The sequence below is a fragment of the Rhodococcus sp. IEGM 1406 genome, assembly GCF_030056745.1.
Taxonomy (GTDB): domain Bacteria; phylum Actinomycetota; class Actinomycetes; order Mycobacteriales; family Mycobacteriaceae; genus Rhodococcus_F; species Rhodococcus_F erythropolis.
In genome coordinates this window covers 381,478-400,507 of sequence record NZ_JASHKO010000002.1, presented here as the reverse complement: position 1 = coordinate 400,507, position 19,030 = coordinate 381,478, and the positions used below count along the sequence as shown (strand labels likewise).

The following is a 19,030-nucleotide window of genomic DNA, read 5'->3' as shown; positions in this document are numbered from 1 at the left end:
GCGTGTTGTTCGTTTCCACCCTTCGAAGAGGAGTTGCCCCCGTGCTCGTCACTGGTTTTCCGGCCGGGATGTTCCAAACCAACTGCTACATACTCGCTCAGGACGACGCGTGCGAATGCGTAGTCGTCGATCCGGGTCAGGATGCAGCCGAGCCGCTCTTCGAATATCTCGACTCCAAGGACATGTCGGTCAATGCAGTACTTCTGACCCACGGTCACCTCGATCACGTGTGGTCGGCCCGCGAGGTCTGTGAGCGGTACTCCGTGCCCGCGTACATCCATCCCGAGGATCGCTACATGCTCAGCGATCCGGCACGAGGGATCGGCCCGACGATGAAGGAATTCATTCAGGGCATGACGTTCGTGGAGCCGGACGAGGTGATCGAACTGAGTGACGGAGACAAGATCACCGAGGCCGGAATGACGTTCGTCGTGGACCACACGCCCGGGCACACGCAGGGATCGGTGGTGTTCCGCACCCAGGCGAACACCGAGAGCGGGCCCGTGGACTTGGCGTTCACAGGTGACACCCTGTTCCAGGGTTCCATCGGGCGCAGCGACCTGCCAGGCGGAAATCACGAGCAGTTGCTCGCTTCGATCGCCCGGAAGCTACTGGTACTCGGTGACGAGACCGTGGTCCTGCCCGGGCACGGTGGCAACAGTTCGATCGGCGCCGAGCGAAGCTCGAACCCGTTTCTCGTTGGACTCAGCGCACAGAAATAAGGAAAAGTACCTCTCGTGAGTAAAGCCAGCACCTTCTCTGCACCCAAGGGAATTCCGGACTACGTTCCGCCGCAGTCAGCCGAATTCGTCGCCGTTCGTGACGGTTTGACGCGCGCCGCCAGGTTGGCCGGGTACGGCCACATCGAATTGCCGATCTTCGAGGACACCGGCCTGTTCGCGCGCGGTGTCGGTGAGTCGACCGACGTCGTCAGCAAAGAGATGTACACGTTCGCCGATCGCGGTGACCGTTCGGTGACGTTGCGTCCCGAGGGAACCGCCGGCGTCATGCGTGCCGTCATCGAGCACAGCCTCGACCGTGGACAGTTGCCGGTCAAGGTCAGCTACGCGGGCCCGTTCTTCCGCTACGAGCGCCCGCAGGCCGGCCGCTACCGCCAGTTGCAGCAGGTCGGCGTCGAGGCCATCGGGATCGACGACCCCGCGCTCGACGCTGAGGTCATCGCGATCGCCGACGCCGGATTCCGGTCGTTGGGGCTCGACGGCTTCCGCCTCGAAATCACCTCTCTCGGCGATGACACCTGCCGACCGCAGTACCGCGAACTGCTGCAGGAGTTTCTCTTTGCACTCCCGCTCGACGAAGACACGCGTCGACGCGCCGAGATCAACCCGCTTCGGGTGCTCGACGACAAGCGCCCAGATGTACGTGAGATGACGGCCGGCGCACCGCTCATGCTCGATCACCTCTCGGAGAGCTGCAAGGCGCACTTCGACGAGGTACTAGCGCACCTCGACGCCTTGGGAGTTCCCTACGTCGTCAACCCGCGCATGGTCCGCGGCCTCGACTACTACACCAAGACGACCTTCGAATTCGTGCACGACGGACTGGGCGCGCAGTCCGGAATCGGTGGTGGTGGTCGTTACGACGGACTGATGGAACAGCTGGGCGGACAGCCGCTCTCGGGGATCGGGTTCGGAATCGGCGTCGACCGCACGGTTCTCGCGCTCGAGGCCGAGGGTAAGTCGGTTGCGCCGCCGGCACGTGTCGACGTCTTCTGTGTACCGATGGGAGCCGAGGCGAAGGCGGCACTGGTGAAGATCGCACACCAGTTGCGTGCCAATGGGATTCGCGTCGACCTGGCGTACGGAAATCGTGGCGTCAAGGGCTCGATGAAAGCGGCCGATCGCTCGGGTGCCGCAGTCGCCTTGGTTCTCGGCGAGCGCGAGCTCGAAGAGGGCGTTGTCGTTGTCAAACAATTGGCGACGGGTGAGCAGGAGACGGTGCCGCTCGACCAAGTTGTCGACAAGCTCGGGGATCTCGTTGAGCACTGAGGCTGAACCGGTTTCGCTCGATCTGGTTCCCGTGGCGTTGATCGCGCCGCGGCTGAAGAAGTTCGCCGTTGTTGTGGTGGTCTTCGGTGTGGTCGTCGGGTTGATCGTCAGTGTGTTCTCGACGGTGACGGTCGGAGTGATCGTCGGTGCCGTCATCGCGGTTCCGACGTCACTGGCGATTCTGATGACGCTGCGCCGACATATCACCTTGTATGGCAACAGGATTCGAGCACAAGCTGGTTTTCGCACCAACGACGTCGACGTGGCCGAGGTGCTCACGGCGGCGTTGACGGTGCGATCCGGCCGGATCAGCGAGGTCAGCCTGACACTCGGTGACGGTCGGTCCACCGTGCGAATACCGCTGGCGCTCTACACGGCAGGGGGCGGGCGCGAGTTGGAGATCCTTGCACTCCGCAAGCTCGCCGACGCCCTGGCGGCCAGTGAGTTGGTACCGGCTGCCGCGTTGTCCTCGGTGCTGATCGAACAGTTGCGTGCCGAAGCCCGCGGCGCCGGACTGGCCGAGCGTCCGCTCTACCGCGCCGTCGAACTCGTGACGGCGGAGGGACGAGTGCCGAGAACCACACTGACGGACCACGAAGTGGCCGGATTACTCGACTAGCGTGGAAACCGTTCTTACAGCGTTGTAGAACGGACAGTCGTGAAAACGGCAGGTGAGGAGTCGGCAATGAGTATTGCGCCCGTAACCGTCACGGTGACCGGAGCGTCGGGTCAGATCGCCTACGGCATGCTTTTCCGCATAGCTGCGGGGGAGATGCTCGGCGCTGACGTACCGATCAAACTTCGACTGCTCGAGATTCCCGCCGCCGTGTCCGCTGCCGAAGGCGTCGCGATGGAGCTCGAAGACGGCGCATTCCCCTTGCTGAGCTCCATCGACATCACCGACGATCCCGATGTCGCCTTCTCCGGCGCGAACGTCGGGATGCTGGTCGGTGCACGTCCGCGGAGCAAGGGGATGGAGCGCGCCGACTTGCTGAGCGCGAACGGCGCTATTTTCACAGCGCATGGGAAGGCGATCAACAACAACGCAGCCTCGGACGTCAAGGTGCTGGTCGTCGGAAACCCGGCCAACACCAACGCTCTCATCGCGATGAACAACGCGCCGGATGTACCCGATACTCGGTTCAGTGCGCTGACGCGCCTCGACCACAACCGAGCGATTGCGCAGGTGGTGAAGAAGACCGGCGTTCGTGCGTCGTCGGTGCGCAAGGTGTCCGTCTGGGGAAACCATTCGGCGACGCAGTACCCGGACCTGTCCCACGCGACCGTCGCGGGTGAGCCTGCGCTCGCGGTGATCAACGACCGAGACTGGGTGGAGAACGATTTCATCCCGACTGTGCAGGTGCGAGGCACCGCCATCATTGCTGCGCGTGGATCGTCCTCTGCGGCAAGTGCGGCCAGCGCGTCGATCGACCACGTCCGTGACTGGGTGATCGGAACGGCCGAGGACGACTGGGTATCCATGGCCGTCTGTTCGGACGGTTCCTACGGGGTGCCCGAAGGATTGATCTCGTCCTTCCCGGTGACCTGTGCCGATGGTGAATTCGCTATCGTTCCGGATCTCGCGATCGACGACTTCTCACGCGAACGGATTGACCTGTCCGTCAGCGAATTGGAGCAGGAGCGTGCGGCGGTACGGGAGTTGGGCTTCGTTTGAGGTTGTAATGCCGCCCCGGCCGGGGAGTCCCGATCAGAGATCTCGGAACAGGTACTGATCGGGATTCTCGGCACCGAGCACGGGCGGTGACACCATCGGTAGATCGTCGACCATCGAGTTTTCGTCACCGGCGCTGACGAGATACCCCGGAGTCGTGCGTGACGACTCGTCGTCCCGCGTTCCGCGAGGACCGCCGCCCATCATGCCGCCCGGCGATATGCCGCTACTGCCGACCGCCGAAGATGGTGCACCCAGGCCGGGCGTTGCTACCGGAACCGGTTGAACTGCAGCAACTCCCGCTGCGCCTCTCATCGTTCCACCGGTAGTGCCGCTTCCACCCACCCATGCTCCGCCGGAGCTCGCTGTCGCACTGGGCGACGGCGACCCGCCGGCTGCGAGTGACGTCGACGAATTGCCTGCGCCCCACAGCTTGTCGACGCCGGTCGGAAGTCCGGCGCCTGCCTGCGCTGCCGAGGTCCGAACGGCATCGGTTCCTGAGTGCGCGGATAACGGTGCGTCGCCGGCATCGGTCGATCCAGACAGCGGCGATGCCGACGCGGCTGATGCCGCCAGAGGTTGGGCGATCTGACGGGCGGCGTCGGCGAGCGCCTCCGGAGTGGCAAGGTTGGCGAGAGCCTCACCGATCGGTGGAGTCGGCACGGGGATCGACCCGGCAAGGGCGTTCATGGCAGCGGTGTGCCCGAGCATTTCCCCGCGAGTCTGTGTCACCGCCGCGACGGCTGCCTGCATGTGTTCGGCTGCGGAGGCAATCAGCATCGCCTGTCCTGGTGGTGTCCACGCGATCGGTGCAGCAGCTGCAACCGTGGTCGCGAAGGACTGCGCGATCGCCGCGAGATTCGCGTTGCCTCGCTGCACCGATTCCGCGGCGGCAGCAGCGGTTTTCGATATCGCGGTTCCGCGTTCGCTCAATTCTGCGCCGCTGTTCTGGGCGGATCGCGACAGTTCGGTCGCGGCTTCGCTGCCGGTGCTGTTCCAGGTCTGGCCCACCTCGGCGACCGCGCTTTGGGACAGTCCCATGGCTTGGTCGATGAGAGTGGACGCCTGGTTGAAGATGCCGACGGGATCGATGCCGGCAAAAGTGCCGGTGCCGAGGCTCTTCCCGAGTTCGATCAACGGCGCGAACAGATCTTCGATTCCGGGTAATGCCGGAACCGGTATGCCGGCGAGCATCGATTCGACCGTGTTGTTCGGCAATGCCGGGGCCGGAGCACCACCTTGAAGGAATTCGAGGACCGTCGTCGAGTCGTCTTCGGTGTTCATGCGATCGGTGTCGACGCGATCGCTGTTCACGCGGTCACGTCCGTCGATCCAGCGATGCCGGCCAGATCTGACGCGGTTGAAAGATCTGTGGTGTCGTAGGCCTGAGCGGCTGCACTCGCCGTTGCTGCGTTGCCGGCGTAGAAGGTCGCCAGTGCTGCAACATCTTTGGTGTGAGTTGCCTGGGCGCGCGCGAATGCCTCGAGAAACTCGATGCCGACAGGACCGACGGCTGGTGCGACTGCCGCGATGTTGGCGCCCAGATCGACGGCGGCGGCCTGCGCGATGTGTCCTGCAGCTTCGGCCGACGTCGAGCCGTACCTTCGGATGTCGTCAGTGACGACAGTCAATTCGCTCATCGTTACCCCCCCAGTTGGTAAGCGTCGTGAGAACTGTAACGGACGGAATCGGCGCTGGAGGGGAGTGGACACGGCTCACCCTGCGCTTTCCGGACAACCTGGACGAAGTGGCAGAGATTACATTCTGATCCGGTGTTGGTATTGCGGGTGCGATCGATTTGGCACACTCGAACCATGCGAACCGCTTCGGACGTCATCCTCCGACTCACGTCCGATCCAGCTCGCTGTGGACTGGTGATGGATTTCGACGGTGTGCTTGCACCTATCGTCGACGATCCGTCGGCCAGTGCGCTCCTGCCCGGTGCCGAGGAGGTGCTCGCGACTTTGTCGAGGCACTTCGGCGTGGTGGGCTTGCTCTCGGGACGGCCGGCGTCGTTCTTGCGAGAACGACTGAGTCTGGATTCGGTTGTTCTCATGGGTTCCTACGGCGTCGAGACCTGGACGGAGAACGGAATCGAAGTGCTTCCGGCCGTCGCTGCGTTCAGTGATGCCGTCGCCGAAGCAGAAGCCGAACTGCGTCGCCTGTTCGACTCTCAGTCAGTTCCTGGCATCCACGTCGAGAGCAAAGGCCTTGCGGTGGCTGTGCATTGGCGTCGGGCCGCGGATCGAGCGGTCGCGCAGCGCCTGGTGGAAGCAGCGACGACAGAAATCGCGAGCCGGACCGGGTTGCGGCGTGAGCCCGGCAAGTTGGTCGAAGAATTGCGTCCACCCGTTGAGGAGGACAAGGGGACAGGCCTCCTTCGCGTGATCGCCACCGCAGGCGTCGACGTCGTCGCGTACGCGGGCGACGACCGTGGTGACCTACCTGCCTTTGCTGCTGTCCTTGCCTCGGGTGGAGAAGCGTTGGTGGTCAAGGGCGATGACATTGCACCGGAAGTGGCTGCTGTCGACGGCGTCCAGTTCGACGGCCCGCCGGCATTCCTCGATTGGATGAAAGAGCTTGCCGCGCACCTGGAACGCTGACACGTGAGGTCAGTCTGCCAAGAACTCGACCAGCGCGCGGTTGACCTCTTCCGGATTGTCCTGTGTGCATTGATGTCCGACGCCGGTGATCACCACCCGGCGAATCAGGTCCGGTAGCTGGTCGCTCAGGGCGTCGTAGATTCGATCGAGTTGGCGCGGCATGTCGACCTCTCCCCGCATCAGGAGGGTCTCCTTTCGGGGTGCCGTATCCACCGGGCAGAGTGACGCGAACCCGCTTGTTCCCAGATCCAGCCAGGTCTGCCGTCCGGCGGCCAGCATGCAGTCTGCAACGTATCTGTGAGTTGCGGGATTTCGACTCGACCACCGGCCACTGTAAAAGGCAAAGGGACCCCACGGGATCCGTCGATACAAATGCGTGCCGATTTTGATCGCCGAGGCAGCGGTTCCACTCATTTCCCGGTGCTGGCCAGGGCTGCCGATCATGACGAGCTTGTCTACTCGATTCGCATGACGATGGGTGAACTCCTGCGCGATGTTTCCGCCGAACGAGTGTCCGACGACGCTTGCACGATCGATTCCGAGCGAGTCGAGCATGACCTTCACGTCGTCGATCACAGTGTCGAGAGTGGCGCGGTGGCCTTCCTCGAGAATCGACAGCCCTTGACCGCGTAGGTCGGGCAGCACCAGGGAATAGGCGCCCGCGAGTTCCGCGACCTGGTCGTCGAACATTCGATGATCAACTCCGGCGCCATGCAGGAAGACGATGCATTTCCGATCGAGCGCCGGCGTGCGCCACACACGCATTTCGGTGCCCGGAGTGGAAATAGTCTGGGTTGTCAGAGTCTGCATCGCTGTCCGTTGCCTCAGTTCGTTGCCGAATCAGATGGAAGTGAGCCTATCCTAACTTCTGTGGACCGCGGTTGTGGCAACAAGAAACTGGCCGCACCGGAACATCTCCGGTACGGCCAGTCTTGGTGTTAGGTCAGGCGTCGCGCTTGTTGACGACGGCGATGCTGATTCCGAAAACCACCAGCACAAATGCTGCGAAGTAGAACAGGCTTCCCCAAGGGCCCCAATGGAAATTGGTGCTCGAACCCGAAGAGAGGAAGTGGTCGGCGTTGGCGAACGGGAGGAACGGTGTGACGTTTCTACCGAAGGATCCGAACATGCCGAACAGGCTCTCGATGAGCAGCGGCCAGAGCAGGAGCAATGCAATAGCGCCGGCAGATTGCCGGAGGAGTGCTCCGACGGCGATGGCAAGGACAACGCAGAGGAAGGCGAAGATCGGTACGCCGTAGACGGCGCGCCAGGCATCGGCGTTGTCGAGTGCCAGATTGGTGGAACCTTCAGAGCCTGCAGCAGCTTTGGTGATGAATACCGCGCCGAGCATGAGAACGAAAGACAGCGCCGCGCCGAAGGCGCCGATCAGGCCGGCTTTGGCGATCAGGACCGAAGCCCGGCTCGGGATGGCCTGGAAGGTGGTGCGGATGATGCCGAAGCGGTATTCGCTGGTAATCGCGAGGGCCGCCATGATCATCAGGACCATGACGCCGAAGCCGGAAACTCCCAGTCCCGCTTCATTGAACGTGGGGAGGAACTTCTCGAAATCAGGAGTTCCTGATGCGGCTTCGTCGTTGTACGCCTGAATGCTCGAACTCGACGAACGCCCGATCATCCAGGCGACGCCCAACCCTAGGACGATGATTGTGATCGTGCACCACAGCGGCGACTTGGTCGTGGTGATCTTGATACGTTCAGCACTGAGAACAGCCATTACAGTGCACCTCCCATAGCGTGCTGTGTGTTTGTGTGGTGGGCTCCGGCACCCGGATCGCTACCGGATGCGTGGTACTGGACATCGTCTCCGGTCAACTTCATGAACGCATCCTCGAGCGATCCCTGCACAGACGCCAACTCGTGCAACACGATTTCCTGCGAACCAGCCAGACCGCCGATCGCATCAGTGGTCGAATCCACGACCACCAACACCGGCTCCGATCCTGAATGCTCCTCGCGGACAGTCAGTCCGTGGGCAGTCAATGCGGCATGGAGAGCGTCCAATTGTGGGCTGCGCACGCGCACCGTCGACTCCGACGAGCGATCCACGAACTCCGCCACCGTCGAATCCGAAATCAACCGACCCCGACCGATCACCACCAACTGCTCCGCCGTCAACGCCATCTCCGAGAGAAGGTGACTCGACACCAGCACCGTGCGGCCCTCGGCCGCCAACCGCTGCATGAACTTACGAATCCAGACGATGCCCTCCGGATCGAGACCGTTGACCGGCTCGTCGAACAACAACACCTTCGGATCACCCAACAACGCACCCGCCAACCCGAGACGCTGCGACATACCCAACGAGAACCCGCCGGCCTTCTTGCCCGCCACCTCGGACAACCCGACCAACCCGAGCACCTCGTCCACGCGGGACTTCGGGATCCCGTTCGAAGCAGCCATCCACTGCAGATGCGCCCGCGCACTGCGATTGGGATGCACCCACTTCGCATCCAACAACGCGCCCACCGTCCGCAACGGCGTCTTCAACTCCCGGTACGGCTTGCCGTCGATCAACGCCGCACCCGACGTCGGCTGATCCAAACCCAGGATCATCCGCATCGTCGTCGACTTACCCGCACCGTTCGGGCCCAGAAAGCCCGTCACGATGCCCGGCTTGACCGTGAACGACAAATCGTCCACCGCTTTCGTCGGCCCGTAAACCTTGGTCAATCCCCTCAGTTCAATCATGAGGAGAACTGTGCCTTACGGCGCTGACCAGCACATCGGTCCGGAGGATGACATGGACCCTGAGATGTGGAGACGGCAGTTCAGGGAAAACCCTGTCCTCGACCGGAAGTCGGAACTGCCGCGGCATGAGGGTAGGGCGCGTCGAAGTCGCCGTCGAACAATCGCCAGTAGAAGTCGTTCATTCTCGCAGCGGCGGGCGCGTGCCGGGTCAAGATCGCGGCCACCTCCGGTGCCACATCACCTGGGACATGACCTGTGGCGCATCGTCGTACGTACTGGTTGCGGGCGACTGGTCCGCCGTGTTTCGGTCTCGGCACTCCGCAGACCTCGGTGACCAGCCAGTTGACCAGAAGCATGGCGGCGTAGTCGGCGTCATGGGTGGCATGGCGCCGGACGAAGTCATGTTCGGTAGTCGACAGGTCGAAGTGTGGGGATGTGGCCAGTCCGAAGTCGGTGAGATAGATCCGCTCCATATCGGTGCGCATGTTGCCGAAATGTCCGTCCATGTGCAGCAACTGTCGATCGCGTAAGAACGCCACGATCTCCGAAAACTGTCGCTCGACTTCGGCAGCTTTGGCGGCCGGGTTGTCATGCAGCCAATCCGAGATCGGGTGTGCGACGTACTCGCAGAACAGTACGAGGCTGCACGGCGCAGCGGCGAGTGCTTCGAGGCGGACCCGCGCTTCACTACTTGCGCAGGCGGTGGGAACGGGAGCGATGTCGGCGTGTTCGGGTGCAACCGGCGATCGACCGGGCAGCACCCGCCAGTGGTAAAGCATTGGGAACGACTGTGTTTCGCCGGCCAGAACGGCCTCGGTGACCATGACGTTCGCGGCCAGCTCTCGCCAGGCGTTGAAGCTCGGGCCCCCAATGCCGTACTGGCAGAACGTCGGCAAGTCGAAATGGTTGGAAGTAGAGCCCACGTCGGCGAGTTCCTGTTCGGTCAGTGGGATGCGTTTGGTGAATACCGGAACGCTGTCGAACCCGTTTTCGCAGACACCGACGAGTCCTGCGGCGCCGCCCACGCCTACGCTCGAGACTCGAGCGGTGTCGACCAGTCGGGCCAGTTCGACATCGTTCTGGGAAGACAGGAACGCTGATAGTTTCCGGTGGCGGTCAATCCTGACGTCCGTCATTCCGCGACTGTGCCACAGGCTCGTCCGGCTTCGATTTCGCGGAGCCGTCTGTCGAAGTCACCGATTCTGGCGGTGTCCTCGTAGTAGTCCTCCTGCTCGACGATTCTTCCCCACTTGGTTCGAACGAGAAGCACTGTTCGATTTTGATAGATGACGGCGCCGTCCGGGCCAAGGGCTCGGTCGTCGAATCGGGCGAGCAGTGTCATGCGCCAGAGCGGACCACCGAAATACGCTTCGGTGACCGCGCCTTGAAGCCCCGCGTCGACAAATTCCTGGAGAAACGTCTCGATTTGGTCCCGTCCGGCATGCACTCCTGCCCGCCGATGATCACCCTCGGCGAATCTGAGCACCGCGTGGTGGTGATAGGAATTCAACAGCGGCCGGTAGTTGCCGGAATTGAGTGCACGGACGTCGCGTCGGAACTTGAAGATGAGTGCTTTGCGCAGAAGTGATCGCGAGACGATCGCCGTTCCGAAGCCCGCCGCGAACCATCGTTTCATCTTCGAAGCTTGTCGTGGCATCGAATGCCCTGTCAACGAAATGCCGGGGTCTGCTGATATCTGACAGAGAATTGAATATTGACAGTGACTGTCACAATAGGTGAGACTCGCATTATCGAGAATGGCCGGATCTCGGCCGAGGCGGGAGGACGTTGCTGATGTCACTACGGGAGAGACAACGGTTGCAGGTGCGAGCAGACATTCAACGTGCGGCATTCGATCTGTTCGCGCGTGACGGTTTCGAGGATGTGACCACCGAGCAGATTGCGGCAGCAGCGGGGGTGTCGGCGAGTACGTACTTCCGGCACGTTCGTAACAAAGAGGATCTGCTGTTGGACCCGGTCAGGCAGGGCGGTGCCGGGATCGTGACACTGCTCGAGGATCGCCCGGCAGCTGAGTCGGCTGATCTTGCGATCTCGCGGGCAATCCTCGAGCGTTCCAATGCTTTCGAGTCCGCGGAGATCGATCAGTGGCGAGCAGCGTTCCGCACCGCGCCGCACCTGATGGATCGAGTCGCGCTGATCGCGCCCGAGCATCGTGATCGGTTGGTGGAGTTGGTGGCACAACGAATGCAACTCGATCCTGAAAATGACAGCCGACCAGGACTACTCGTTCACTTGATGTTGGCGGCGGCGGAGTTCGGCTATCGGCAATGGATACGTAACCCCCAGAAGCGTGGGGCATCACTTCCCGTGTGCGTCGAGGGGGCACTCGACGCGGTTCAGGGATCCCGGTGGCGCACGCAGGATGTCGATGACACGAAAGGTCGTGACCAGTGATGAACGAGAACTCTCGAAACTCCGAGCTCTCGGTAGTGGATGTACCAGCGGTGGATGTGATCGTTGTGGGATCGGGGGCTGCCGGCATGTCCGCAGCCATCACTGCAGCCCGCAACGGACTCTCGACAATTCTCGTGGAGAAGTCGGAGTACTGGGGCGGTTCGTCGTCCCGGTCCGGGGGCGGAGTGTGGATTCCGGGAAACTCGATACTTCGCCGCGAGGCGCCGGCGGATGATATCGACTCTGCGCGAACATATCTGAAGAGCATTGTCGGAGAGGATGCAGACAGCGACCGTATCGACACGTATATCGATCGAGGCCCGGAAGCCCTCGATTTCCTGATTCGGCACTCTGCACTCGAGCTCGAATGGGTGAAGGGTTACTCCGACTACTTTCCCGAGGCACCTGGCGGACTTGCAAGCGGCCGCTCGTGCGAGCCGCGCCCGTTCGACGCGCGAGCTCTGGGCGACGATCTCGCGACCCTTCATCCGCCGTACATGAAGGTGCCGCTCAACATGGTTGTCCAACAATCTGATTACCGTTGGCTGAGCACGGGGGTTCGGCATTGGCGGGGGCCGGTGCGAATGCTTCGGGTGGGAATGAGATCCCTGGTCGCAAAAGCTCGGAAGAAGAAGCTGATCGGGCTCGGGCCGGCGCTCATGGCGGAACTGATGCTCGGAGTTCGGGACGCCGGAGTGACGGTCGAGCTCGGAACGAGGCTTGTGGATTTGGTTACCGACAATGATCGTGTCGTGGGTGCGCGACTCGAGTCCGGGGGAGTGCAGAGAACCATGCACGCTCGATGCGGTGTCATCCTCGCGTGCGGCGGGTTCGACAACAACGACGACATGCGAGGCGAGTACCAGCGCCGGCCGAGTAGTGCGCAGTGGACTCTCGGGGCACCGACCAATACCGGAGACGGTATCCGTGCAGCTCTACGCGTCGACGCGGCAATTTCGTACATGGACGACGCGTGGTGGGCCCCGTCGATTCCGCTGCCCAAAGGCCCGTGGTTCGCCTTGGCGGAACGCTCGTTGCCTCGAAGCCTGATGGTCAACGCCAGCGGTCAGCGCTTCATGAACGAGTCGCTTCCCTACGTCGAAGCCGCGCACGCCATGTTCGGCGGAAAGTACGGCCGAGGTGAAGGACCCGCTGAAAACATCCCCGCTTGGCTGATCTTCGATCAGACGTATCGTGACCGTTATCTGTTCGCGGGAGTGCCGGCGCGCAGGCCGATACCTCGGTCGTGGATCGAATCGGGTGCGATCGTGCGAGCTGGATCGATTGCCGAACTCGCTGCCGAGATCGGAGTGCCGGGCGATGCGCTGTCCGCGACCATCACACGATTCAACAGTCACGCGCGGGACGGAGTCGATCGCGACTTCGGCCGTGGGACAAGCAGATACGACCACTACTACGGCGACTGCACCAACAAGCCCAACCCCAGCCTCGGAGAACTCACGAAGGGTCCGTTCTATGCCGCGAAGATGGTGCCCGGAGACCTGGGGACCAAAGGCGGCATCAACACGGACGCTCGCGCGCGAGCGTTGCGCGCCGACGGTTCGGTCATCGACGGGCTCTACGCAGCAGGTAATACCAGCTCGCCGGTTATGGGTCATACCTATGCCGGTCCAGGTGCAACTATCGGTCCCGCAATGGTTTTCGGATATCTGGCGGCGCTCGATGCGGTCGGACGATCCCATGACGGTCGTGAACTCGACAGCGAAGGCAGGAATAATGGTTTGGCAGATCGCCGTGGGTAGGGTTCCCTTGAGAGCGTGACCCACCTCAACATCGCCGACGTCGACTACTTCCTTCCTGATGGTCGACAATTGCTCAGCGGTGTCAGCTTTCGGGTCGGAAACGGTGCAAAGACTGCACTGATCGGGCCCAACGGGACTGGTAAGACGACATTGCTTCGGATTGTCGCCGGAGACGCCGTCGCCGACGAGGGAGCTGTCACTCGATCCGGAACACTGGGCGTGATGCGGCAATTCGTCGGCCAGGTTCGCGACGAGTCCACCGTGCGCGATCTTTTGTTGTCAGTCTCTCCGGCGCGGATCCGGGATGCAGCACTGGCGCTCGATACGGCAGAAAACGCGATGATCGAGCGCGACGAGGAATCAACTCAAATGAAGTATTCGCATGCGCTGGCCGATTGGGCCGATGTGGGCGGCTACGAGACCGAAGACTTCTGGGACAAGGTCACTACCGCGGCTCTCGGTGTTCCTTATGACCGTGCGAAGTGGCGCGCGGCCAACTCGCTCAGCGGTGGCGAGCAGAAACGGTTGGTTCTCGAAGCACTGTTCGCTGGGCCCGACGACGCACTCCTGCTGGACGAGCCGGACAACTACCTCGATGTTCCGGGCAAGCGATGGCTGGAAAAGACGATCTCGGAATCGTCGAAAGTGGTTTTGTTCGTCAGCCACGACCGCGAACTGATCGCCAACGCGGCCACCCACATCGTGACGCTCGAGCCCGGAATCAGCGGCGCAACGTCGTGGACCCACGGCGCTGGGCTGGCCAGCTACCACCAGGCCCGCGAGGATCGCAACGCTCGATTCGAAGAACTGCGTCGACGCTGGGACGAGGAGCACGCGAAACTGCGTGCTCTGGTTCTGCGATTGCGTGAAAAGGCCAAGTTCAACGACGGCGTCGCTGCGCGGTATCACGCCTCGCAAACCAGGTTGGCGAAGTTCGAGGAGGCAGGGCCACCCGAAGCGATTCCACTTCAGCAGAAGGTGACAGTTCGGCTGGCGGGCGGGCGAACCGCCAAGCGCGCGTTGGTATGTCAGGATCTCGAGCTGACCGGATTGATGAAGCCTTTCGACACCGAGATCTGGTACGGAGATCGGGTTGCCGTGCTGGGCTCCAATGGATCCGGGAAATCACATTTCCTTCGTCTCTTGGCGGGTGGTGGGACCGATCCGGGGACCGAGCATCTGCCCGTCGAGGCGCTCGACATCGCGCCGGTCGAGCACGGGGGTACTGCGACGCTGGGTGCCCGGGTACGTCCCGGATTGTTTGCGCAGACCCATTCCAGGCCTGATCTGACCGGGAACACGCTGCTCGAGATCCTGCACATGGGCGACGAACACCGAAACGGAATGGGGCGTGAAGCGGCGAGCCGCGCGCTCGACCGTTACGGATTGTCCCAAGCAGCCGAACAGAAGTACGACGACCTGTCCGGAGGACAGCAGGCGCGCCTGCAGATTCTGCTCCTCGAGCTTTCCGGCGCCACGATGTTGCTGCTCGACGAGGCGACCGACAACCTCGACCTTCATTCGGCTGACGCGCTCGAACAGGGCATCGCTCAGTTTGCCGGCACCGTCATCTCGGTAACCCACGATCGTTGGTTCGCGCGCGGGTTCGACAGGTTCCTCGTCTTCGGATCGGACGGGAACGTGTACGAGAGCGAGTCTCCGGTGTGGGACGAGGCCAGGGTCGAACGAGCGCGCTGAGATCGAGTAGCCGCTTGCTATCTGGGGAGTGGCGGCAACTCGTTGATCATCGCGCGCAGGAGGCCCGGATCGCTGCGATCCGATCGAGGTGGGGGACAGCGCGAAAGATCGAGCAGTGTCGGGAAGCCCCACAGAACGCGACCTGGATCCACCCTGTCCACCGCCGAGTACCAGTGGGTGAGCGGCTCGGCGAGCGCCGCGTGAAGCTCGAAATGCCGTCGTCGGCGGCTGGGGTCTCCTTCGCGCTGCAGTCGAAGTTGCTTCGGTGACGGTATCGAGATGACGGTCAGATCCGCGAGACCCAGTTCGAGGCGCGTAAAAGCCGTCTCGACTGCCTCGAGCTCGTACTCGAATCGCTCCCGAGGTGCGGCGCCCACCGCGGCGAGACACCAGCTGTAGTGCAGTTTCAGCGGGTCGCTGTCGCAGAGCGCGATCCCGGTTCTCGATTCGAGTTCTTCCGCTTGCGACCATCGCTTCGAATTGACCGTTGCCCAGTAACTTGCCTGGACGTCGAGATCCGTGCCGTCCGGCTCGCGCCCCGTGGGCTGATACTCGGCGACGAATCCTTCCGCTGCGGTTTGTCCACCGAGTTGGGTTCGGCACCAGGTGGTCTTGCCGGCGGCGCTGGGTCCTTCTACTGCGACGATCACAAGTTCATTCTCCATAATGATTGGGGCGGTTGGTTTTTGCTCGTTGCCAGGACTCTCTTAACATTTGAACGGGGCTGTTTTGCGTTCCGACACGCCCGTTTCGGTGCGGTGGGTCACAAAATCGCAGTGACGGTTGCCACATAACGGACGGATAACGATCGGTATGGTTGAAGCTCGAATCAACTAGTTGACCTGTGGTTATTTCTTGAATCTCGACTGAATCTGGTACGGCAGTGCCGGAAAACTGCCCCGTGACCAATCCGTGACCATCGCCTACGGTCGTTGACAGCCCGAAACTACCGGGCAAACACCGACCCGCAACTGCGTGCTTCTGCCCCGCGGGTCCGGTACTCCCGAAACCTTCGCGGGGCAGGAGTGAAACAGGCGAGTCGATCGACGAGACGTGAAAGCGTCCGGGCCGACCTCGTCCGCGGTAGCGGAGAGGATTTACCCAATGACCAGCATCACCTTCAAGCGCGCCCTCGGCGCAGTTGCAACCGCAGGCGCAGTCGTCGCAATCCCGCTCGCCATGAGCACCGGCACCGCTTCGGCAGCCGGCCACGACTGGTCCGGAGTCGCAAACTGCGAGTCCTCCGGTAACTGGGCCGCCAACACCGGAAACGGCTTCTACGGCGGACTGCAGTTCACGCAGAGCACCTGGAACGCGTTCGGTGGATCGGGCAACGCTGCCAACGCCAGCCAGTCTGAGCAGATCCGTGTCGCCGAGAACGTTCTCGCAGGCCAGGGCGTCGGCGCATGGCCCGTCTGCGGTCAGTACCTGACCACCGGCACCACCGCAGGCAACTACGAGGCCGCAGCAGCCCCCGTCACCGCTGAGGCTTCCGTCGAGTCGGCTCCGGCAGCAAGCACCGGAAGCGGCAACTACGTGGTCAAGGCAGGCGACACCCTGTCGAAGATCGCTGCTGCACACGGCATCTCGCTCGAGAACCTCGCCAGCCAGGTCCCGAATATCAACCTGATCTTCCCGGGACAGTCCCTCTCGGTCTAGTCTCGTGGCCGTTTAGGTCCTCATTGCGTCGAAATTGTCCGGAGCTGATGCAGCCCCGGACAATTTCGGCGTTTCTGCGTTCGCAATGAGCTCTGCCGCTTCCGTGTGGATGGGATCAAGATCCTGGCGCCACCCCAGAATGTGCAGTGCCGACCCGGCGATGACGGCGGCGTTGGGGATCGGGGTGCCTTCGAGTGCGTCGGCTCGCGCGCTGATCACGCTTTCTACCAGTCGAAACGGAAGCTCGGCCAGGTGAGTTGATGCTGGATCGTCAATCGCGTCGAGCACTGCCTGGGCGAGGGCCCGGTATTGCTCGCGAAGCCGATCGCGATCGGCTCGGAACGACATGAACCTGTCGCTTCTCAGTTCCGGTAAGAGATAGAGGACGCCGAGGTTCCACCGTCCGGTGATCAGTTGGGCCGCGTCGATGTACGAAAGCGCGTACAGCTTCACCTCGGGTGAGGTGCCGCGTGGCCTGAGATTCTCCGCGAAGTCGAGCGCCGGAGTCACGGTGTCGGCGAGCAGTGCAACCAGGATGTCGTCCTTGGTGGCGAAATGGTTGTACAGCGACGCCTGACGCATTCCGACTGCTTCGGCGATGTGGCGTGTCGACGTCGCGGCGAAGCCTCGGGTGGTGAACAGTTCAGCGGCTGCATCCAAGATCTCCGCCCGGGCAGTCCCACCCGGGCGTCGGCGAGCGGTCAGGCGGGGTCGTCCGGGGCCGGCGTTGGTCACGCCTTCCATAGTGGCAGGCTCTGGCCTTACATGCGGGGTGGCCGTCGCTGTGAGCATTCGGTCACGTGCTCGAAACGTACTCAACGAGCCTGTTACAGAATCAGGTGAATCGTATACGCGGGCGTCACCTGCGGCGAGTGGATTTCGCGAAAACTATCAATCGACAGTTATTCGCCTCTGAATCGCTTTGCCGAAGGAGTACGCCGTTGAGTGCAACCACCCCGGCTGCGCAGCCCACCACCGCATCCGCACTCGCCTCTTCGCCTCACGACGACGGTGACCTCGCGGAGTTCGGCTACGAGCAGCAGCTGCATCGATCGCTGGGAAAGTTCGCGTCGTTCGCCGCGGGCTTCTCCTTCGTTTCCATCCTGACCACGATCTTCCAATTGTTCGGCCTCGGTTTCGGTTTCGCGGGTCCGGCGTTCTTCTGGACCTGGCCCGTCGTCTTCATCGGTCAGTTCATGGTTGCTCTCAACTTCGCGGAACTTGCTGCCAGATATCCGATTTCGGGCGCCATCTACCAGTGGTCGCGGCGGATGGGTGGTGAAATCGTCGGCTGGTTCGCCGGTTGGTTCATGATTCTCGCTCAGATCGTCACCGCGTCCGCCGCCGCGATCGCCTTGCAGGTCGTGCTCCCCAATGTGTGGAGCGGGTTCCAGATCATCGGCGAGGACAGTGCACTCACCTCCTCGAGCGGTGCTGCCAATGCCGTACTGCTCGGTTCGGTACTTCTGGTTCTGACCACCTTCATCAACTGCATCGGCGTCAACTGGATGTCGCGTATCAACAACATCGGCGTGACCTGCGAAATCGTCGGTGTCATCGCGGTGATCGGGATGTTCTTCACCCACGCTCAGCGCGGACCGGACGTCGTCCTCGACACCGGCAGTGCCGGCGGTCAGCCCGGATACGCCTGGGCGTGGATCATGTCCGGACTGATGGCTGCCTACGTCATGGTCGGCTTCGGTTCGGCAGGCGAACTGGCCGAGGAGACCCGCAACCCCCGACGCGTCGCACCTCGTACGATCCGCCTTGCACTCTCCGCTTCCGCGCTCGGCGGCGGCTTGATGATCCTCGGCGCGTTGATGGCAGCGCCCTCACTGACCGACGGACGCCTGGCCACGGAAGGTTTGCCGTACGTACTGACCTCCATTCTGAGTTCGCCGTGGGGCACGGTCTTGTTGATCGACGTCTCGATCGCAGTGTTCGTGTGCACCTTGGCCATTCAGACTGCTGCTTCACGGCTGATGTTCTCCATGGCCCGCGACGGGCGGCTTCCTGCCTCGCAGGTACTGGCAAAGGTCAACCCCCGCACCGGAACACCTATCGCGCCGTCCGTCCTCATCGGTCTGGTCTGCATTGCCGTCCTGGCCGTCAACGTAGGCAACTCGGCAATTTTCGCAACCCTGTCCAGCGTATGCATCATCTTGATCTACTTGGCCTACCTCATGGTGACGGTGCCGCTGCTGGTTCAGCGTCTCAAGGGATGGCCTCGCACGGCAGTCGGCCCCAAGTTCGACGCCGAAGGCAAAAAGCTTTTCTCCCTGGGCATCTGGGGAGTTCCGGTCAACATCGCCGCGGTTGTGTACGGCGCGCTGATGGTGATCAACCTGTCCTGGCCACGAGCCGAGATCTTCAACCCCACCGGGGAGTACCCCATTCTGCAGTGGGCCGCGCCCATCACGGTAGCGCTGGTCGTGGGGCTGGGAGTCGCTTGCTTCCCACGTGGCCGCGCCACCCCGAATCCCGTCACGATCGGAGCCTGAC

19 protein-coding genes are annotated in these 19,030 nt (G+C 62.4%); 10 read left to right on the top strand and 9 right to left on the bottom strand.

Annotated elements, in window-relative coordinates:
- The first annotated feature begins 41 nt into the window (after positions 1 to 41).
- The 4 genes from QM596_RS11150 to QM596_RS11135 all read left to right on the top strand — a co-directional run bounded on the left by QM596_RS11150 (position 42) and on the right by QM596_RS11135 (position 3,684).
- The gene (locus QM596_RS11150) at positions 42 to 722 is read left to right on the top strand and encodes an MBL fold metallo-hydrolase (RefSeq protein WP_019748309.1); all 681 of its coding nucleotides are present in this window, start codon (positions 42 to 44) and stop codon (positions 720 to 722) included.
- A 15-nt stretch (positions 723 to 737) separates the two neighbouring features.
- A complete protein-coding gene (gene hisS, locus QM596_RS11145) occupies positions 738 to 2,009 on the top strand; it encodes a histidine--tRNA ligase (protein ID WP_019748310.1) in 1,272 nt (423 codons plus the stop codon).
- Positions 1,999 to 2,628 carry a hypothetical protein gene (locus QM596_RS11140; protein ID WP_020969537.1) on the top strand — a complete coding sequence of 210 codons (630 nt, stop codon included), beginning with the start codon at positions 1,999 to 2,001 and terminating at the stop codon, positions 2,626 to 2,628. Before hisS ends, QM596_RS11140 begins: the two co-directional genes overlap by 11 nt.
- 66 nt (positions 2,629 to 2,694) lie before the next feature.
- Positions 2,695 to 3,684, top strand: coding sequence for a malate dehydrogenase (locus QM596_RS11135; RefSeq protein ID WP_019748312.1), 990 nt, complete (start codon positions 2,695 to 2,697; stop codon positions 3,682 to 3,684).
- A 33-nt stretch (positions 3,685 to 3,717) separates the two neighbouring features.
- Here QM596_RS11135 and QM596_RS11130 read toward each other — a convergent pair whose 3' ends face one another.
- Both QM596_RS11130 and QM596_RS11125 read right to left on the bottom strand, forming a co-directional pair.
- Positions 3,718 to 4,995 (bottom strand): hypothetical protein, encoded by a 1,278-nt coding sequence (locus QM596_RS11130; RefSeq protein ID WP_283308984.1) that lies wholly within the window; start codon positions 4,993 to 4,995, stop codon positions 3,718 to 3,720.
- Positions 4,992 to 5,321: a type VII secretion target gene (locus tag QM596_RS11125; RefSeq protein ID WP_182261921.1), complete on the bottom strand. Its 330-nt coding sequence runs from the start codon at positions 5,319 to 5,321 to the stop codon at positions 4,992 to 4,994. Before QM596_RS11125 ends, QM596_RS11130 begins: the two co-directional genes overlap by 4 nt.
- Positions 5,322 to 5,495: 174 nt before the next feature.
- Here QM596_RS11125 and otsB point away from each other — a divergent pair, with 174 nt between their 5' ends.
- Entirely contained in the window at positions 5,496 to 6,284 is a 789-nt protein-coding gene (gene otsB, locus QM596_RS11120; protein WP_283308982.1) for a trehalose-phosphatase, read from the top strand.
- Positions 6,285 to 6,293: 9 nt separating this feature from the next.
- On the opposite strand, the gene QM596_RS11115 is transcribed toward otsB, so the two are convergent.
- The 5 genes from QM596_RS11115 to QM596_RS11095 form a co-directional block, all read right to left on the bottom strand.
- Positions 6,294 to 7,094, bottom strand: a complete 801-nt coding sequence (locus QM596_RS11115; RefSeq protein ID WP_283308980.1) for an alpha/beta fold hydrolase — start codon at positions 7,092 to 7,094, stop codon at positions 6,294 to 6,296.
- A gap of 133 nt (positions 7,095 to 7,227) precedes the next feature.
- On the bottom strand, positions 7,228 to 8,019 hold the full coding sequence (locus QM596_RS11110; RefSeq protein ID WP_019748317.1) for an ABC-2 transporter permease: 792 nt from the start codon (positions 8,017 to 8,019) through the stop codon (positions 7,228 to 7,230).
- Positions 8,019 to 8,993, bottom strand: a complete 975-nt coding sequence (locus QM596_RS11105) for an ABC transporter ATP-binding protein (protein WP_283308977.1) — start codon at positions 8,991 to 8,993, stop codon at positions 8,019 to 8,021. Before QM596_RS11105 ends, QM596_RS11110 begins: the two co-directional genes overlap by 1 nt.
- Before the next feature lie 80 nt (positions 8,994 to 9,073).
- Positions 9,074 to 10,129 (bottom strand): BUD32 family EKC/KEOPS complex subunit, encoded by a 1,056-nt coding sequence (locus tag QM596_RS11100; RefSeq protein WP_283308974.1) that lies wholly within the window; start codon positions 10,127 to 10,129, stop codon positions 9,074 to 9,076.
- The gene (locus QM596_RS11095) at positions 10,126 to 10,629 is read right to left on the bottom strand and encodes a nuclear transport factor 2-like protein (RefSeq protein ID WP_283308972.1); all 504 of its coding nucleotides are present in this window, start codon (positions 10,627 to 10,629) and stop codon (positions 10,126 to 10,128) included. Before QM596_RS11095 ends, QM596_RS11100 begins: the two co-directional genes overlap by 4 nt.
- Before the next feature lie 158 nt (positions 10,630 to 10,787).
- Here QM596_RS11095 and QM596_RS11090 point away from each other — a divergent pair, with 158 nt between their 5' ends.
- From QM596_RS11090 to QM596_RS11080, 3 genes are read left to right on the top strand one after another with little or no spacing between them, the layout of a single operon-like run.
- Positions 10,788 to 11,408: a TetR/AcrR family transcriptional regulator gene (locus QM596_RS11090; protein WP_259120993.1), complete on the top strand. Its 621-nt coding sequence runs from the start codon at positions 10,788 to 10,790 to the stop codon at positions 11,406 to 11,408.
- On the top strand, positions 11,408 to 13,171 hold the full coding sequence (gene kstD / locus QM596_RS11085; RefSeq protein ID WP_283308966.1) for a 3-oxosteroid 1-dehydrogenase: 1,764 nt from the start codon (positions 11,408 to 11,410) through the stop codon (positions 13,169 to 13,171). Before QM596_RS11090 ends, kstD begins: the two co-directional genes overlap by 1 nt.
- A gap of 15 nt (positions 13,172 to 13,186) precedes the next feature.
- Positions 13,187 to 14,869 carry an ATP-binding cassette domain-containing protein gene (locus QM596_RS11080; protein ID WP_283308963.1) on the top strand — a complete coding sequence of 561 codons (1,683 nt, stop codon included), beginning with the start codon at positions 13,187 to 13,189 and terminating at the stop codon, positions 14,867 to 14,869.
- A 17-nt stretch (positions 14,870 to 14,886) separates the two neighbouring features.
- Here the strand turns inward: QM596_RS11080 and QM596_RS11075 are convergent, their stop codons facing one another.
- Positions 14,887 to 15,534 carry a hypothetical protein gene (locus QM596_RS11075; protein ID WP_030245609.1) on the bottom strand — a complete coding sequence of 216 codons (648 nt, stop codon included), beginning with the start codon at positions 15,532 to 15,534 and terminating at the stop codon, positions 14,887 to 14,889.
- A 439-nt stretch (positions 15,535 to 15,973) separates the two neighbouring features.
- Here QM596_RS11075 and QM596_RS11070 point away from each other — a divergent pair, with 439 nt between their 5' ends.
- Complete coding sequence (locus QM596_RS11070; RefSeq protein ID WP_019748325.1) at positions 15,974 to 16,528, top strand: LysM peptidoglycan-binding domain-containing protein; 555 nt, start codon at positions 15,974 to 15,976, stop codon at positions 16,526 to 16,528.
- Between the two features lie 12 nt (positions 16,529 to 16,540).
- Here QM596_RS11070 and QM596_RS11065 read toward each other — a convergent pair whose 3' ends face one another.
- Positions 16,541 to 17,272 (bottom strand): TetR/AcrR family transcriptional regulator, encoded by a 732-nt coding sequence (locus tag QM596_RS11065; RefSeq protein ID WP_041814987.1) that lies wholly within the window; start codon positions 17,270 to 17,272, stop codon positions 16,541 to 16,543.
- A gap of 197 nt (positions 17,273 to 17,469) precedes the next feature.
- Here QM596_RS11065 and QM596_RS11060 point away from each other — a divergent pair, with 197 nt between their 5' ends.
- On the top strand, positions 17,470 to 19,029 hold the full coding sequence (locus QM596_RS11060) for an amino acid permease (protein ID WP_020907661.1): 1,560 nt from the start codon (positions 17,470 to 17,472) through the stop codon (positions 19,027 to 19,029).
- Position 19,030 lies beyond the last annotated feature (1 nt).

What these genes read in the sequence shown, in the direction of transcription:
- QM596_RS11135 (WP_019748312.1), top strand. Translation starts at nt 2,695, where the DNA reads ATGAGTATTGCGCCCGTAACCGTCACGGTGACCGGAGCGTCGGGTCAG.
- QM596_RS11125 (WP_182261921.1), bottom strand. Translation starts at nt 5,321, where the DNA reads ATGAGCGAATTGACTGTCGTCACTGACGACATCCGAAGGTACGGCTCG.
- otsB (WP_283308982.1), top strand. Translation starts at nt 5,496, where the DNA reads ATGCGAACCGCTTCGGACGTCATCCTCCGACTCACGTCCGATCCAGCT.
- QM596_RS11115 (WP_283308980.1), bottom strand. Translation starts at nt 7,094, where the DNA reads ATGCAGACTCTGACAACCCAGACTATTTCCACTCCGGGCACCGAAATG.
- QM596_RS11110 (WP_019748317.1), bottom strand. Translation starts at nt 8,019, where the DNA reads ATGGCTGTTCTCAGTGCTGAACGTATCAAGATCACCACGACCAAGTCG.
- QM596_RS11105 (WP_283308977.1), bottom strand. Translation starts at nt 8,993, where the DNA reads ATGATTGAACTGAGGGGATTGACCAAGGTTTACGGGCCGACGAAAGCG.
- QM596_RS11100 (WP_283308974.1), bottom strand. Translation starts at nt 10,129, where the DNA reads ATGACGGACGTCAGGATTGACCGCCACCGGAAACTATCAGCGTTCCTG.
- QM596_RS11095 (WP_283308972.1), bottom strand. Translation starts at nt 10,629, where the DNA reads ATGAAACGATGGTTCGCGGCGGGCTTCGGAACGGCGATCGTCTCGCGA.
- QM596_RS11090 (WP_259120993.1), top strand. Translation starts at nt 10,788, where the DNA reads ATGTCACTACGGGAGAGACAACGGTTGCAGGTGCGAGCAGACATTCAA.
- kstD (WP_283308966.1), top strand. Translation starts at nt 11,408, where the DNA reads ATGAACGAGAACTCTCGAAACTCCGAGCTCTCGGTAGTGGATGTACCA.
- QM596_RS11075 (WP_030245609.1), bottom strand. Translation starts at nt 15,534, where the DNA reads ATGGAGAATGAACTTGTGATCGTCGCAGTAGAAGGACCCAGCGCCGCC.
- QM596_RS11070 (WP_019748325.1), top strand. Translation starts at nt 15,974, where the DNA reads ATGACCAGCATCACCTTCAAGCGCGCCCTCGGCGCAGTTGCAACCGCA.
- QM596_RS11065 (WP_041814987.1), bottom strand. Translation starts at nt 17,272, where the DNA reads ATGGAAGGCGTGACCAACGCCGGCCCCGGACGACCCCGCCTGACCGCT.